A 15806-nucleotide genomic window follows, 5' to 3' on the forward strand; every position below is an offset into this window, starting at 1 on the left:
GTATTGAAAAACAGCAAATAACCCGCATTCACAGGAATGGGGGTTATTTGGCATTAAGCATTTGGAAATCGAATGCGTACGGTTGTGCCGCGGGACGGAACGGATTCCAGTTCAATTTCATGACCTAGTCGATCAGCGACTTCTTTGACCAAGTACAATCCCATGCCGGTAGATTCCTTGTGAGTTCTGCCGTTCTCCCCGGTGAAGAAAGGGCGGAAGACGCGGGGAATATCGGACTTCGGAATTCCAATTCCCGCATCGCGAATTTCAAGACTCAAGGCATTCTCATGGCGAAAGGCAGTGAAGGTTACCGTACTGCGACTTCCTGCCGAGTATTTAATTGCATTAGAGACGAGCTGCTGCAGCATGAACCGAAGCCACTTGGCATCAGTCTGAGCTGTATATTGGTCAGGTATTTGATTATCTGGATAGACACTGCTGCGAATAAAGTACAGCTTGTTCTCGTGAATGACATCTTGAACGATCTCCCGAAGACGGGTCTTGTCTATATGAAAATCCTGCTCGAACGTCTCAAGCCTCGCCATGTATAACACCATCTCAAGCCCGCGCCTGATCCTGTCGGCCTCCTCGGCGATATTCTCAAAATGGGGATGCTCTTCTTCCTGAGTGATCAGCTCGATTACGGAGAGGGGAGTCTTCATCTGGTGCACCCATTGATTCATGAAGACCAGATGCTCCTGCTGATGCTTTTCATATCTTGTAAGCTGGTCTTGATAATGTCTGAACTGAGTATCCAGCAGCTTGCTGACAGCTGAGGATAACGGGGCAGTATCGCTATCTTGGATCGAATCTTTAAGTGTTGCTGGTGGATAGGTCAGCCGCTTATACAGAAGCCGATGGGTATAGTATCTGTACCCAAGATAAACGGCAAACAGGCAGAGGCTAAGGAAACAGGCATACAGAGCAGTCAGGGGGTGATTATAGCCATCGTACCAGTAGACTAGCAGAACCAGAAGCTGCTGGGCGATCCCGAACAAGAGGAGCGGAATATGCTCGCGTATGAACAGCTTCATGAACAGTCTTCATCCTTCCAGGTAACATTAAGGCGATAACCAACTCCACGCATCGTCTCAAGGGCATCCTCGATGCCCAGATCAGCCAGCTTTTTGCGCACCCTGGTGATATTAACGCTCAGTGTGTTGTCGTCGACGAACGAATCATCCCACAGCTTATCCAGAATCTTGGTGCGGCTGATGGATCTAGGGCTTAGTTCGAGCAGCGCTTCGATCAGGACCGTCTCTTTCTTCGTTAAAGTCACGACACGGTCCCCAAGCTTCAGCTCCATTCTCTCGGGATATAGAATAAGTCCGGAACGGGACACCGTACGCTCCTCCATCTTGGCGGCATAATCTCCATATACCCGCCTCAGCTGGCTGCGGATCTTGGCCATCACGACTTCATAGTGAAAAGGCTTCGGTATATAATCATCCGCCCCGTTCTCCAGTGCTCTTACCTGATCCATTTCTCCACTTCGCGCAGAGATAAAGATAATCGGGCAGGTAGACACCGTCCGAATCTGGCGACACCAGTAATATCCATCAAAGCTGGGCAGATTGATATCCATTAGTACGATGTGAGGCTCTAATTGTCTAAATTGATCTAACACTTGGTCAAAATCACCGATAGCTTCAGCCCGGTCCCCATATTTCTCTATATGAGACTTTAAGAGATGTGCAATCTTCGGATCATCTTCCACAATCATAATGGTGTACATCGAAATCTCCTTTTAATAACTGAGAGTTGCGTAGGAACTAAATCTGTTCGCGCGAATAACCGATAATAAGATACAGGTAATGTAAATCATACCCACATTATACACGAAGGAGAAACAGATGAACTCATTTACCCGTTCTTTTACCGTTCTACTGCTGTTATTCACCCTGATCATTCCGACCGCATATGGAGCTTCCAGTCCGGCAGCAGGATCAAAGATCGCTAGCGCCAAAATTCAGAAGATCAGCCGGTTATCACTTCCCATTTACGATGACAAAAATAATTTGTATACGTTATACATATTTGCTTCCAACGAGAAAGTAGGCAAAATTAAGGAAGATGATCACTATACAGGCTTCCGGAAAGGACAAGTAAGCTACAGCGGCACATTCCAGGCAGCCCTGATGAAGAAAGGCGACAAATATGCAGTAGTACAGCCGGTAGATCTGAAATTATCAATACTCGTACTGCCGGACAAACGCGATTACATATTGAAACGTGCGGATAAAAATTCACCGGATATGTTCATTATGATGGATTACGGAACATCCAACTTTGATTTATTTAGAGCTTTTATTGTGAAGTCCGGCAAGCTTCAAGTGTTAACTTTTGCGGATAAGGATGGGAACCGCTATGACCAGATTTGGGGGGCCAGCCGGATCAACGGGATTCGTTCACTGCCGGGAGCGAAGATTCAGACCAATCAATATGACAATTCCAAAGGGAAGTACGTCTTCGATACGTTCGCACTCAATCTGCCGACTCTGACTTTACGCCGTCATGATTCTTCTTACGGTAATTCCTCCAGCTGGAAGCAAGCCGGTACGGGTGACCGGGCCTACCTCGCGGCACTTAAAAAATCGGCGCTCCAAGGGATACTCCCCGGTAATCCGAAAATTAAGCTTGGGATGAAGGCGAGAGAGGTCCGCGGTGTGCTTGGGACTCCGAAAGACATGTCCAATGGTGAGTGGCACGGATACTACCATTACAATACGACTTTCGTAGGTTTTAATGATTATATTCATGATCTAAGTGATACTTCGGTGGTTACGGAGCTTCTAATGGATGTGGAGAAGATGAATCTGACCGTGTCTCACGTGAAGAATTGGCTAGGTAAGCCTAGCGATGAGTACGTTAATGAAGAAGAAGGGGATTATGAGGTCGTCTATAATCTGGGCAGCCGCGGGTTAGTGTTCTACTCTGCTGATGAGAACAGCTTTATTAACCGGGTGTCTATATTTTAAATGATTAGAACTAGAAGAAGCAGCCAGCCCCTATTGGGCGGCTGCTTCTTCTAGTTGGATTATCAGGACCTGAAACTTGCCTACACCAACACATTTCTGAACTCCTTAGTTAAAAGAGGCACGACCTCGAATAAATCTCCAACGATACCATAATCCGCAACTTTGAATATAGGCGCTTCGGGGTCCTTGTTAATTGCAATAATAACACGGGACTGGCTCATGCCGGCCAGGTGCTGGATCGCACCGCTGATGCCGCAGGCGATATAGATCTCTGGCGTGACGACCTTCCCGGTCTGGCCAATCTGCAGGGCATAATCGCAGTAGCCGGCATCGCAGGCTCCGCGAGAAGCGCCGACCGCTCCGCCCAGAACATCGGCCAGCTCCTCGAGCGGCTTGAAGCCGTCAGCGCTCTTCACACCGCGTCCGCCTGAGACGACGAATTTGGCTTCAGTGAGATCAACCTTGCCAGAGGTTTTACGAATGACGTCTTTAATGACGGTCCGAAGATCAGCGGCAGGTGAATACTCGGTCTCCACAATAGCCGCGGGACTTGTGACCTTCCCAGCTGCAGGAATATTGTTGGGGCGAATGCTGATAACCCTTGGACCTTCAATGAACTGCTTCTGTTCAAACGCCTTCCCCGCATATATAGGGCGGGTGAACGAAGCGGATGAGCCTGTATCTTGAATTGCTGTGATATCTGAAATTTGGCCCGCATCTAGATGAGCAGCCACCATGGGAGCAAGATCGCGGCCGATTGCGGTATGTCCAAACACCACCGTGTGTGGGTTAATCTTATTCAGAATGGGAGTAAGAGCCTGAAAATAAGCCTCGGCATTATAATTCTCCAGGTCCGGATGATCTACCACATGGACTTCTCCTTCAACATATTCGGCGAGCTCACTGGCAAGCGGAGTAATCTGCGAGCCGATCAGGATGGCAGCTGTCAAATCGCCTTCTTCTTTGATTAAAGATACGGTATGAAGCGCTTCCAGGGTAACCTGGCGTAAAGCTCCTGCACGAACCTCAGCAACAACCATGTACGAATGACTCATATCCGTTAACCTCCCATGGATTGGATTCTTATGGACCGCAGCAGTATGAATTATAAGATGAACTAAAAAAACAAACGTAAGGATTCAGGCAGTTTCCTATTTAATCCAGGCAATCAATCGCGCATTCTGGTCTTTAGTTCAATCCATATTTATATTAACTTCGCTTCAGTTCGAAGCAGCTGAACAAGCTGGGCGGCCTGCTGAGCCATGTCACCCTTCATCAATTGACCCGCCTTGCGGGCAGGAGGCAGGGTAAGGGACAGCCGCCGGGTCTTCGGCGTTATATCCGTTTCACTTATCCCCAGGTCAGCCAGGCTTAATGTCTGAAAAGGCTTCTTCTTCGCCTTCATAATCCCGGGAAGAGATGGATACCTTGGATCGTTAAGGCCCTGCTGAGCAGTGAATAATGCCGGAAGCGAAAGCTCCACCGTCTCGGTATCCCCTTCGGAGTCCCGCTGAGCCTCAGCGGTCTTGCCGCTGATCATAAGCTTTGTAATCGAGGAGACATGAGGAATTCCTAGCAGCTGAGCGATACGTACGGCTACTTGCCCTCCGCCGCTGTCGACGGAGAAGTTCCCGCCTAGGATTAGATCAGGGGAATGCTTGCCGAGGTAGGCAGCCAACACTTTGGATACACTGTACTCATCTGAGGCGATATGGTCATCCGTAATGAGTACGGCTTCATCGGCTCCCATCGCAAGGGCTGTGCGGAGTGCTTCGGCGGTTCGCTCTGGACCCGCTGAGAGGACGGTGATCGTGCCGCCATGCTGCTCTTTCTGACGCAGAGCTTCCTCCACAGCATATTCATCATACGGGTTAATAACGTATTTCACTCCGTCATCCGAGACTTCCCCATTCGTAATCACGATTCTCTCCTCGGTATCGAACGTTTGCTTCAGCAGTACATAGATATTCATGTTCCATACTCCTCTCTAAATTTAGGTAGGCGGAAACACATTGTAGCTGGTTCTGCTATTTAAGCCCTTTGAGGAAAAATTCCACCGTCTTGTCAACCTGAGCGGTGAGTGAATACTTTCGGCCCGAGATCAGCCAGGATGTTACCACTTCGTCCAAGGCCCCGAAGATAAGCAGGCGGGTTAACTTGATATCCAGGTCGGCCCTGAACGACTTCTCCTGTATCCCCTTCTCCAGAATATGCTCAATTAACTGAATATAGGGCTTCACCACGTGTCCGATGGCCACGCGCAGCTCAAGTGAGCTCTGCCGAAGCTCAATCTGGGTCACATAAGCCAGGTTCACATTGTTCTCTAGCTCACTGAAATGGATCTCGCATACTTTGCGCAGAGCCTCATCTGCCGTACTTGATTCCTTGACGCTCTCATGAAAGGAGGCAATCAGCTTGCCAAGGCGTTCCTGGAATAGAGAAATAAGGATATCTTCCTTCTTCTTAAAATATAAATATATCGTACCGTCCGCTACACCAGCCTCCTTTGCAATTTTGGATATTTGAGAACCATGAAAGCCGTTCTCAGCAATCACTTTCAGCGCAGCTTCCAGGATCAGCTCATATTTTTCCATTTTCCTACTTGCCATAGTGCCACCTCAGTGTTAGAATTCGAGTTAACTGAATGAATACTCATTCATTTTTCTTAATTTTATGGTAAACCGTGCCAGATGTCAACGATTTCAGCCTGAGATTTTATTTTACTAAACAAATGTAACCGCTTTCTAGGCTTGGCCGTCACGATCTATATCTATTCAGCAGAAAGGACGGATGTAAGATGGCATGGCAGCTCGTTAATCTCCTATTGTTCCTCGTAATTACAGGGTATGGTCTGTATTTGTTCTATAAGGCGGTGTACCACCGCTGGCTGTATGTGAAGCTTGGTAAGCCGTCCGACTTTCGCTTGCAGAGCGAGGGGAGGTGGAGGGAATTCCTGACGCAAGTGTTCGGGCAGAAGAAGCTGCTTAAGGATCCGAAGAGCGGCATTATGCACATCGTTATTTTTTACGGCTTCATTATTCTTCAGTTCGGTGCCCTCGATCTCATAATTAAGGGGCTGACGAGTGGCCGGGGACATCTGCCGATACCGGGCTATGAAATATTCGGACTTCTCCAGGAGATTACGGTCCTTCTGATTCTCGTCGCGATGGGCTACGCCGCATATCGGCGCTACGGAGAGAAGCTGGCAAGACTGAAGCGGGGATTTAAGCCGGGTATTGTTGTGATCTTTATTTTCTCCTTAATGCTCTCGGTACTGCTGTCCCTTGGTTTCGAACGAGTATGGCTCGGGCTCCCGGCCTCCGGGTATGCCCCCATCTCTTCAGCGATTGCCAGTGTAACGGGATTCCTTCCATCCGCTGCTGCTTCCGTTTTGTTCTACATCTTTTGGTGGGCACATTTGTTCATTCTTCTCGCATTCCTGGTCTACGTGCCACAGTCGAAGCATTTTCACCTAATTACCGCTCCGATTAATATCTGGCTGCGACGATCTGAGCCGGTTGGCAAGCTTAAGAAGCTTGATCTGGAGGATGAAGAAGCCGAATCGTTCGGTGTTGGCAGGATTGAGGATTTCACCCAGAAGCAGATGATTGACTTCTATGCCTGTGTGGAATGTGGGCGGTGTACGAATGTATGTCCAGCTTCGAATACCGGCAAGGTGCTGTCGCCCATGCATTTGATTACCAAGCTTCGGGACCATCTCACGGAGAAAGGAGCGGCCGTAACAGGGAAATCTCCTTATGTGCCGGAGTTTGCTTTTGCCGGGGGAAGTGGTGCGCATGCCCTTGCGGGGACCGAGCACTCCGAGCTGAACTGGAATAGTACCGGAATTACGGACATCCGTCCAACCTTGGCCTGGCAGAAAGAAGCGTGGAGTCATGGCGGGAAATCCCCACAGGAGCTGAATCTGGTTGGTGATGTCATGACAGAGAAAGAAATCTGGTCCTGCACGACCTGCCGCAACTGTGAGGATCAGTGTCCGGTAGGGAATGAGCATGTCGATAAGATCATTGATCTCCGCAGACATCTGGTGCTTATGGAAGGCAGCATGCCGAGTGAAGGACAGCGGGCTCTGCAGAATATTGAACGTCAAAGCAACCCTTGGGGGCTAAATCGTAATGACCGCGCGGCCTGGAGCGGTGAAGTGGAAGGCATTCAAGTGCCGACGGTGAAAGATCAGCCTGAATTTGAATATTTATTTTTCGTGGGCTCCATGGGTTCTTATGATCTCCGCAGCCGTAAGATTTCTCGTGCCTTCGCGAGACTGCTGAACGAATCTGGAGTTAGCTTTGCCATTCTTGGCAACGAGGAGAAGAACTCGGGCGATACGCCCCGCCGGATGGGGAACGAAATGCTGTTCCAGCAGCTGTGCATGGAGAACATTGCGACTTTTGAGAAGTATGGGGTTAAGAAGATCGTCACAGCCTGTCCCCATACCTTCAATACGCTGAAGAATGAATATCCCGATTTCGGGCTTGAAGGGGTAGAAGTGCTTCATCATTCACAGCTGCTTGATCAATTCATTAAGGAAGGCCGGCTGCAGCCAAGGCATGAAGTGAAGGAACGTGTCACCTATCATGATTCCTGTTATTTGGGCCGGTACAACAAGGTATATGAGGAACCTCGCAATGTGCTCAGAGCCATCCCAGGTATAGAGCTTGCCGAGATGACACGTTCCCGGGAGAACGGAATGTGCTGCGGTGCGGGCGGAGGCATGATGTGGATGGAGGAATCCTCTGGCAAAAGAGTCAACCTGGCGCGCACCGAGCAGGCGCTCGAAGTGAACCCGACTGTGATCAGCAGCGCATGTCCATACTGCCTGACGATGCTGGAAGACGGTACGAAGATGAAGGAAGTTGAAGATCGTGTGAAGGCAAGGGATATTGCTGAACTGCTTGAGCTGTCCGTATTCGGCGGTGCTGCGGCAGACACTAATCATGAACTTGAATTGGGGGCTGGCAGGTTATGAACTTATCCATTCGTAAAGCGGCCGTAATCGGCTCAGGCATTATGGGTTCACAAATTGCAGCACACCTGGCGAACGCAGGGATCAAGACTCTGCTGCTGGATATCGTACCGAAGGCATTGACAGAGGAAGAGGTAGGCAAGGGCCTCAGCCTTGCACATCCGGCCGTGCGAAGCAGGCTGGCTGCTTCCGCAATCAAGAAGCTGACCAAGATCAATCCGGCCCCCTTCTATGATGAAGCGTTCGCGGCACGAATTACACCGGGGAATCTGGAGGATGATCTGGCCTCCATCGCGGATGTGGACTGGGTTATTGAAGTGGTTGTGGAGAATCTGGAGGTGAAGAAGAGCCTTCTGAGACAAATTGAACAGCACCGCAAGCCGGGAACGGTGGTCACTTCTAACACCTCGGGGATATCCATCAATGCTATGGCTGCTGATTGCGGGGAGGAATTCCAGAAGCACTTCTTCGGCACCCATTTCTTCAACCCTCCCAGGTACATGAAGCTGCTGGAGATCATTCCGGGCGAGAACACAGATCCCGAGCTGGTGATTGGCATGAAAGCTTTCTGCGAAAAGGTACTTGGCAAGGGGGTTGTACTGGCAAAAGATACTCCCAACTTTATCGCCAACCGGATCGGGACGTACGGCCTGCTTGTAACCCTACAAGAGATGCAGAAGAACGGCGGTTATACGGTAGAGGAAGTGGATGCGGTGACCGGGCCTGCGATGGGCAGGCCGAAGAGTGCGACGTTCCGGACGCTGGATCTGGTAGGCCTGGATACCTTCGTTCATGTCGCAGACAACGTGTTCCAGAATGTAACGGACGAACAAGAGAAGGCGGTCTTTGAAACGCCAGATGTGCTTAAAAGGATGACGGAGCTGAAATGGCTGGGGGAGAAGACGGGAAGAGGCTTTTACCTTAAGCAAAAAGGGGAAAAAGGTAGCGAAATCCTGTCACTTAACCTGAACACTATGGAGTATGTTCCGCAGCAGAAGCCAAAAAGCGCCTCGCTTGAAGCGGCTAAGGCTGCGAAGGGTACAAAGGAGAAACTAAAGGCGTTGTTGTCCAGCAAGGACCGGTATTCGGAGCTGGCCTGGAACATTCTCAAGCAGGTGCTCATTTATTCCGCTGAGAAAGCCGGTGAGATCTCGGATTCCATTCAGGAGATTGATGACGCAATGAGATGGGGCTTCTCTTGGGATCTTGGACCGTTTGAGACCTGGGACGCCATCGGGCTGGTGCGTTCAGTCGAGCGCATGGAAGCGGAAGGCTTAACCGTACCAGAGTGGGTGAAGGATTGGATTGCGTCCGGCCAGACCTCCTTCTATAAGAGTGAAGAAGGACATCTATACTCTGTTCATATCGGATCGCAGCAGTATAAGCAGACCTTGCAGGCACCTGAAGTTATTTCACTGCGCAGGCTCAAGGAACGGAATAAGATCATCAAAGGCAACTCGGGTGCCAGTCTGATCGATCTTGGAGAAGGCGTTGCTTGCCTGGAGTTCCACTCTCCCAATAATGCGATTGGGGAAGATATCTTGGCGATGATCCAGATGAGCGTGGAGGAAGTCCGTAAGAACTACCTTGGCATGGTGATCGCGAACCAGGGCAAGAACTTCTGCGTCGGAGCCAATATCATGCTTCTCTTGATGGAAGCCCAGGACGAGGAATGGGATGAAATTGACGACATTATCCGCTTGTTCCAGAACACGATGTATAAGCTCAAACGGCTCGAGAAGCCAGTGGTTGCCGCGCCCCACCGGATGTGTCTCGGCGGCGGAGTAGAGGCCTGTATGCCTGCCGACCAGGTGATCGCTTCAGCTGAAACCTATTATGGACTTGTCGAGGTGGGGGTGGGACTCATTCCGGCTGGGGGTGGCTGCAAGGAGTTCGCCCTTCGCGCCAGTCAGCGACATCCGAACGCGGATTCGGACCTGCAGCCTTACCTGAATCAAGTGTTCGAAACGGTCGGCATGGCCAAAGTATCGAGCAGTGGATATGATGCGAAGCGTCTTGGGTATTTGAAGTCTTCTGATCGTGTTGTGGCTAACCAGGATCACTCGATATATGAAGCAAAGCAGGCCGTGCTTGGTCTTGCCAGAAGTGGCTACGAGCCGATCCCTGAGGAGAAGATCCGCGTTGCCGGAGCTGAAGGCAAGGCCATTATGCAGCTCGGAGCCATCGGGATGAGGCAGGGCGGCTACATCAGTGACCATGATCTGCTGATTGCCAAGAAGCTGGCCCATGTGCTGGCCGGAGGCGATGTCCCTGCAGGAACACTCGTGACGGAGCAGTACATGCTTGATTTGGAGCGCGAAGCCTTCCTTAGCTTGTGCGGGGAGCCGAAGACACAGGCCCGGATGCAGCATATGCTCACCAAAGGCAAAGCGCTGAGGAATTAAGGGCTGATGGTAAGAGAGCTGTTGAGATCGCGTCAACTCTAGTAAGGACTACAACCTTACCAGCAAACCTGTTGGAAGGATGGAAGGCTGAACGACCCACACGCTGAGTAACGGGGGGCGCGGAACAATCCTGAAGAAGCGAAGCGCTCGCCTTTGTCCTCGGATTTGAACATTGATAGTTGATTCAAGAAATCCAGGGACAACAGCGATCGTAAGGATGTTCCGGGACCGGAGTGGCGTTCAGGGTGGGAAGGTCCGCTGCCCGAGTGAGCCTAAGACGGATAGTTCCGGGACTGGATAAGGCGTCCCAGACTAAAGGTCTTGATCAGCAATAGTCATTACCGAAACGAAATGTCGAAATTGCTTAGCTGCGAAGTAACGGAGGGCGCGGAACAATCCTGAAGAAGCGAAGCGCTCGCCTTTGTCCTCGGATTTGAACATTGATAGTTGATTCAAGAAATCCAGGGACAACAGCGATCGTAAGGATGTTCCGGGACCGGAGTGGCATGCGGGGCGGGCAGTATGCTCCTGAGTCGACATCCTGGGCGGCAGTTCCGCAACTGGAGTGGGCATCCAGGACGGCAGTTCTGCAGCCGGAGTTGGTATGAAACTTAACTTCCCAAGGAGTGTGAGAACACGATGAGAGAAGCTGTAATTGTATCGATGGCGCGTACCGCCATTGGCAAAGCGAAGAAAGGCAGCCTTACGCAGACCCGGGCCGATGATCTCGGCAAGATCGTGCTGGAAGCCGTGATTGAGCGAGCTCCCGGACTGAGGAAGGAAGATGTCGAGGATGTCATTATTGGTTGTGCCATGCCTGAAGGGGAGCAAGGGCTGAATTTTGCCAGAATCATGTCTTTGTATGCCGGCTACCCGAACACAGTGCCTGCTCTAACGATTAATCGCTTCTGCTCATCGGGGCTGCAGTCGATTGCCTTTGCGGCCGAGCGAATCATGCTGGGAAATGCGGATGTGATCGTGGCAGGCGGCGTGGAGAGCATGAGCCATGTTCCGATGACCGGCTTCAAGATCTCTCCGAATCTGAAGCTGGTGGAAGAAATGCCGGAAGTGTATATCGGCATGGGGCATACAGCTGAGCTTGTAGCCGAGCGGTTTGGCATCTCCCGTGAAGATCAGGATGCCTTTGCGGCACGCTCCCATCGGAAGGCAGCAGCGGCCATTGCGGAAGGTAGATTCAAAGAGGAGATCGTTCCTTTTGAGGCGGAGCTTACTCATGTGGATGACAAAGGGAAAGTGGTGAAGAGAAGGTTCGTCTTCGACACAGACGAAGGGGTGCGAAGCGATACCACTGCCGAAGGCCTTCGCAAGCTCAAACCAGCTTTTAAGCTAGGCGGTTCGGTTACAGCGGGGAACTCATCACAGGTTAGCGACGGAGCGGCAGCGGTCGTTGTGATGAGCCGGGAGAAGGCCGAAGAGCTTGGCCTTAAGCCGTTGGCTACGTTCCGGTCATTTGCGCTAAGCGGAGTTGAGCCGGAGATTATGGGGGTTGGCCCCGTTAAGGCGATTCCCAAAGCTCTTGAAAAGGCAGGCATTACACTTGAGGATGTAAGCTTGTTCGAGATTAATGAGGCTTTTGCTTCCCAATGTGTGCAGGTCATTCGGGAGCTTGGCATCGATGAGGAGAAGGTAAATGTGAACGGCGGCGCGATTGCCCTTGGGCATCCGCTTGGATGTACGGGAACGAAGATTACAACAACACTGATCAGCGAGCTTCGCAGAAGAGGCGGCGGTTATGGTGTCGTATCCATGTGTATTGGCGGCGGAATGGGCGCGGCAGGCGTTTTTGAAGTTCATGCAGGGTAACTTGAATCATGAGAGGAGCAAATAATCATGAGCAGAGTGTTGAACAAAGTGATTGGCGGCAGCTTTGTAATCCAGGACGTTGACCATCAGCAGATCATAACCCCGGAGGACTTTACCGAAGAGCATCGCATGATTGCCAAGACCACTCAGGATTTTGTTGAGGGTGAGATTGTTCCGCATGACGAAGAAATTGAGAAGCTGAACTATGAATTAACCACCGAACTGCTTCGAAAAGCCGGAGAGGTGGGCCTCCTCGGTGCTGAAGTCCCGGAAGCGTATGGCGGACTTGGTCTAGACAAGGTCAGTGCAACGCTCATTAGTGAGAAGCTGACCGCGGCGTCGGCCTTTGCTTTATCAGTTGGAGCCCATGTGGGCATCGGTACACTGCCAATCGTCTATTTTGGTACAGAAGAACAGAAGATGAAATACTTGCCCTCGCTGGCCTCAGGTGAGAAGGTTGCCGCCTATTGCTTAACTGAACCTTCCTCCGGTTCCGACGCGCTGGGCGCGAAGACTACAGCCACACTTAGTGATGATGGTGAATATTATATTTTGAACGGCAGCAAGCAGTTCATTACGAATGCCGGCTTCGCGGATGTGTTCATTGTGTATGCCAAGGTGAACGGTAAGGACTTCAGTACTTTTATCGTGGAAAGGGAAATGGATGGGGTCAGCATCGGGCCAGAAGAGAAGAAGATGGGGATCAAAGGCTCGTCTACCTGTCCGCTGATTCTTGAAGGTGTGAAAGTCCCGGCAGAGAATCTGCTGTGGGAAGTTGGCAAGGGTCATCTCATTGCCTTTAACATCCTGAACATCGGACGCTTCAAGCTTGCCGCCGGATGTGTAGGCGCCTCCAAGGATACGATCGCACTTGCCGCGAAGTATGCGAATGAACGGACCCAATTCGGTAAAACCATCTCTTCCTTCCCGCTGATCGGCAAGAAGCTGGCTGAGATGAACACAAGAACCTTTGTACTGGAAAGCATGGCTTATCGTACAGCAGGGCTCTTTGACGTTGGGCTGGCTGAAGTGGATCACACCAGTGAGAACGTAGGGTACCAGTCTGCGAAAGCTATTGCCGAATATCAGCTGGAATGTTCCATCAACAAAGTGTTCGGTTCGGAGACTTTGGATTTTGTCGTCGACGAAGGGGTACAGATTCACGGTGGGTATGGGTTTATTCAGGAGTATCGTGTTGAGCGAAATTACCGCGATTCGCGGATCAACCGAATTTTTGAAGGAACGAATGAGATCAATCGGTTATTGATTCCAGGGACATTGATCAAACGTGCAATGAAGGGCGAGCTGCCACTCATGCAGAAAGCTATGGCCTTGCAGGCTGAATTAATGCAGCCGATTCCCAGCCAGACGTTTGAAGGAACGCTTGAACGGGAGACGCATCTTCTTGCTATGTCTAAGAAAATTTTCCTGATGACCGGCGCCCAGGCTGTGCAGAAATACCAGCTGAAGCTTGAGGAGCAACAGGAAATCCTTAGTCATCTGGCGGATATGATGATTCAGATCTATGCGATGGAGAGTGCGCTCCTGCGAACACGCAAAATAATCGAGCGCTCCGGTGAAGCCAAGGCCGGCCTCGCGATTCTGATGACAACTGTTTTTATTCAAGAGGCTTTCGGACAAATTGAGGCCTGGGCAAAAGAGACTCTTGCTGCGATGGAGACAGGAGATACACTGCGTACACAGCTGTCTGTTCTGAAGAAGCTTACGAAGAGAGCTCCTGTAAATACAATAGAGATGAAGCGCAGCATCGCTGCCAAAGTGATTGAGGCGGAGGAGTACGTACTGTAACCATTGTTTAAGAATTGGGGTGTCCTGAATGCTGAACAAACCATGGTTCAATCATTACCCGGATGAAGTCCCGCATTCTTATGATTATCCGAAACAGAATCTGGCGAAATTCCTCATCGATACGGCACAGCAGTATCCTAGTCACATTGCGCTGGATTTCATGGGGAAGAAGATCAGTTACAGTACCTTGCTCAAATCCGCATACCGCTTTGCGAATGCTCTGCTTCAGCTGGGTATTCGCAAAGGCGACCGGGTAGCCATTATGCTGCCCAATTGCCCTCAGGGGGTTATCGCATACTACGGCACGCTGTTAACGGGTGCCATCGCCGTGATGACGAATCCGCTCTACGTCCCCAGGGAAATTGAACATCAATTAACCGACGCCGGGGTTCGTCTCCTTGTAACGATGGATGCATTGGTCTCCAGGGTACAAGAGGCGATGGAGAAGCATCCGCTGGAGTATATGCTGGTGGCGGAAATACAGGATTATTTACCTTTTCCGAAGAACCTGCTCTATCCAATCAAGGCCAAAAAGGACGGGATGAGGTCCCGGATCGAGTATAACGAGCGCGTACTATCCTTCAAGCAGTGTCTTAAGGATTCCTCCGATCTGCCTTGCAATGTCCTGGTGAATGCGGATGAGGACCTAGCCTTGATCCAATACACCGGAGGAACCACTGGGATTGCCAAGGGGGTTATGCTCACCCATACGAACCTTATAGCTAACACGGTTCAATCCCAGCTTTGGTTCTACAAGAGCAAGAAAGCGTATGAGAAGTACCTGGCGGCACTTCCCTTCTTTCACGTATTTGGACTTACAGTTCTGCTTAATCTGGCTGTATATAATGCCGGCACACTAATTCTTCTTCCCCGGTTCGAGATCAATCAGGTACTGAGAACAATTGATAAGCTGAAGCCGACCATATTTCCAGGTGCGCCTACGATGTATATCGCAATTATTAATCACCCGGAAGTAAGCAAGTATGATCTGTCTTCTATCAATATCTGTGTCAGCGGTGCAGCCCCTCTGCCTGTAGAGGTTCAGGACCGGTTCGAGCGGATCTCTGGAGGTAAGCTGATCGAGGGCTATGGACTAACTGAAGCCTCTCCGGTTACTCACGTGAACAATATTTGGGAGCTGAGAAAAAGCGGGTCGATCGGAATCCCCTTACCAGATACAGATGCGCGTATCGTGAATGCATTGACGGGAGAGGATCTACCTCTTGGTGAAATCGGGGAGCTTATTGTCCGCGGACCTCAAGTCATGAAAGGATACTGGAAGCGCCCTGATGAGACCGAGGCTTCACTTAGGGAAGGATGGCTGTACACAGGGGATTTGGCACGTATGGATCAAGATGGGTTCTTCTACATTCTTGATCGGCGCAAGGATCTGATCATTGCCGGAGGATATAATATTTATCCCCGCGAGGTTGAAGAAGTGCTGTTCGAACACCCAGATGTGGAAGAAGCGGTTGTGGCTGGAACTGTTGACCCTTACCGGGGGGAGACGGTAAAGGCTTATATCGTTCTGAGAGAAGGCTGCATGACGACAGAGGCGGAGCTGAAAAGCTTTTGTAAGGAGCGGCTAGCAGTGTATAAAGTTCCTAAAGTATATGAATTCAGAAAAACGCTTCCCAAGACGCTGGTCGGGAAAGTTCTCCGTCGTAAGCTGATCGATGAAGAGGCCCTGAAGGTCACCACAGACGACAAGGAAGAAGCATGACCTGATTCGTAGACATAAGACTAAGCTCAACTTATTTTCTGTTCCAGCTTAGTTATTGAAGAGAAGGCCGCTGCTCAAGAGGT

General features: G+C 50.6%; 11 protein-coding genes. 6 read left to right on the forward strand and 5 right to left on the reverse strand.

All coding sequences use genetic code 11. From position 1 onward, the window contains the following. Positions 1 to 53: 53 nt before the first annotated feature. The gene (locus tag ACRRNK_RS06630; protein ID WP_433945976.1) at positions 54 to 1034 is read right to left on the reverse strand and encodes a sensor histidine kinase; all 981 of its coding nucleotides are present in this window, start codon (positions 1032 to 1034) and stop codon (positions 54 to 56) included. Then, positions 1031 to 1735 (reverse strand): response regulator transcription factor, encoded by a 705-nt coding sequence (locus ACRRNK_RS06635; RefSeq protein ID WP_433945977.1) that lies wholly within the window; start codon positions 1733 to 1735, stop codon positions 1031 to 1033. The genes ACRRNK_RS06630 and ACRRNK_RS06635 overlap by 4 nt, the downstream gene beginning before the upstream one ends. A 118-nt stretch (positions 1736 to 1853) precedes the next feature. Between ACRRNK_RS06635 and ACRRNK_RS06640 the strand changes: the two genes are divergently transcribed. Further along, positions 1854 to 2978, forward strand: a complete 1125-nt coding sequence (locus ACRRNK_RS06640; protein WP_433945978.1) for a hypothetical protein — start codon at positions 1854 to 1856, stop codon at positions 2976 to 2978. An 80-nt stretch (positions 2979 to 3058) separates the two neighbouring features. Here the strand turns inward: ACRRNK_RS06640 and ACRRNK_RS06645 are convergent, their stop codons facing one another. The 3 genes from ACRRNK_RS06645 to ACRRNK_RS06655 all read right to left on the reverse strand — a co-directional run bounded on the left by ACRRNK_RS06645 (position 3059) and on the right by ACRRNK_RS06655 (position 5587). Then, positions 3059 to 4033 carry an electron transfer flavoprotein subunit alpha/FixB family protein gene (locus tag ACRRNK_RS06645; protein ID WP_433945979.1) on the reverse strand — a complete coding sequence of 325 codons (975 nt, stop codon included), beginning with the start codon at positions 4031 to 4033 and terminating at the stop codon, positions 3059 to 3061. 149 nt (positions 4034 to 4182) lie between these two features. Then, entirely contained in the window at positions 4183 to 4950 is a 768-nt protein-coding gene (locus tag ACRRNK_RS06650; RefSeq protein WP_433945980.1) for an electron transfer flavoprotein subunit beta/FixA family protein, read from the reverse strand. A gap of 55 nt (positions 4951 to 5005) precedes the next feature. Beyond that, entirely contained in the window at positions 5006 to 5587 is a 582-nt protein-coding gene (locus ACRRNK_RS06655) for a TetR/AcrR family transcriptional regulator (protein WP_433945981.1), read from the reverse strand. Positions 5588 to 5775: 188 nt separating this feature from the next. Between ACRRNK_RS06655 and ACRRNK_RS06660 the strand changes: the two genes are divergently transcribed. The 5 genes from ACRRNK_RS06660 (at position 5776) to ACRRNK_RS06680 (ending at position 15723) form a co-directional block, all read left to right on the forward strand. Continuing rightward, positions 5776 to 7965 (forward strand): (Fe-S)-binding protein, encoded by a 2190-nt coding sequence (locus ACRRNK_RS06660; protein ID WP_433945982.1) that lies wholly within the window; start codon positions 5776 to 5778, stop codon positions 7963 to 7965. Further along, a complete protein-coding gene (locus tag ACRRNK_RS06665) occupies positions 7962 to 10367 on the forward strand; it encodes a 3-hydroxyacyl-CoA dehydrogenase/enoyl-CoA hydratase family protein (protein WP_433945983.1) in 2406 nt (801 codons plus the stop codon). Before ACRRNK_RS06660 ends, ACRRNK_RS06665 begins: the two co-directional genes overlap by 4 nt. 639 nt (positions 10368 to 11006) lie before the next feature. Continuing rightward, positions 11007 to 12191: an acetyl-CoA C-acetyltransferase gene (locus ACRRNK_RS06670; RefSeq protein ID WP_433945984.1), complete on the forward strand. Its 1185-nt coding sequence runs from the start codon at positions 11007 to 11009 to the stop codon at positions 12189 to 12191. A gap of 27 nt (positions 12192 to 12218) precedes the next feature. Continuing rightward, on the forward strand, positions 12219 to 14000 hold the full coding sequence (locus ACRRNK_RS06675) for an acyl-CoA dehydrogenase family protein (protein ID WP_433945985.1): 1782 nt from the start codon (positions 12219 to 12221) through the stop codon (positions 13998 to 14000). 28 nt (positions 14001 to 14028) lie between these two features. Next, complete coding sequence (locus ACRRNK_RS06680) at positions 14029 to 15723, forward strand: AMP-binding protein (RefSeq protein WP_433945986.1); 1695 nt, start codon at positions 14029 to 14031, stop codon at positions 15721 to 15723. The last annotated feature ends 83 nt before the right edge of the window (positions 15724 to 15806 follow it).

Source organism: Paenibacillus sp. SN-8-1, assembly GCF_050995535.1.
In the GTDB taxonomy this organism is placed as follows: Bacteria; Bacillota; Bacilli; order Paenibacillales; family Paenibacillaceae; genus Fontibacillus.

Bases quoted from the DNA above. Each gene is read 5' to 3' on its own strand.
- ACRRNK_RS06640 (WP_433945978.1), top strand. From the start codon at position 1,854: ATGAACTCATTTACCCGTTCTTTTACCGTTCTACTGCTGTTATTCACC.
- ACRRNK_RS06660 (WP_433945982.1), top strand. From the start codon at position 5,776: ATGGCATGGCAGCTCGTTAATCTCCTATTGTTCCTCGTAATTACAGGG.
- ACRRNK_RS06670 (WP_433945984.1), top strand. From the start codon at position 11,007: ATGAGAGAAGCTGTAATTGTATCGATGGCGCGTACCGCCATTGGCAAA.
- ACRRNK_RS06665 (WP_433945983.1), top strand. From the start codon at position 7,962: ATGAACTTATCCATTCGTAAAGCGGCCGTAATCGGCTCAGGCATTATG.
- ACRRNK_RS06635 (WP_433945977.1), bottom strand. From the start codon at position 1,735: ATGTACACCATTATGATTGTGGAAGATGATCCGAAGATTGCACATCTC.
- ACRRNK_RS06645 (WP_433945979.1), bottom strand. From the start codon at position 4,033: ATGAGTCATTCGTACATGGTTGTTGCTGAGGTTCGTGCAGGAGCTTTA.
- ACRRNK_RS06655 (WP_433945981.1), bottom strand. From the start codon at position 5,587: ATGGCAAGTAGGAAAATGGAAAAATATGAGCTGATCCTGGAAGCTGCG.
- ACRRNK_RS06650 (WP_433945980.1), bottom strand. From the start codon at position 4,950: ATGAATATCTATGTACTGCTGAAGCAAACGTTCGATACCGAGGAGAGA.
- ACRRNK_RS06630 (WP_433945976.1), bottom strand. From the start codon at position 1,034: ATGAAGCTGTTCATACGCGAGCATATTCCGCTCCTCTTGTTCGGGATC.
- ACRRNK_RS06675 (WP_433945985.1), top strand. From the start codon at position 12,219: ATGAGCAGAGTGTTGAACAAAGTGATTGGCGGCAGCTTTGTAATCCAG.
- ACRRNK_RS06680 (WP_433945986.1), top strand. From the start codon at position 14,029: ATGCTGAACAAACCATGGTTCAATCATTACCCGGATGAAGTCCCGCAT.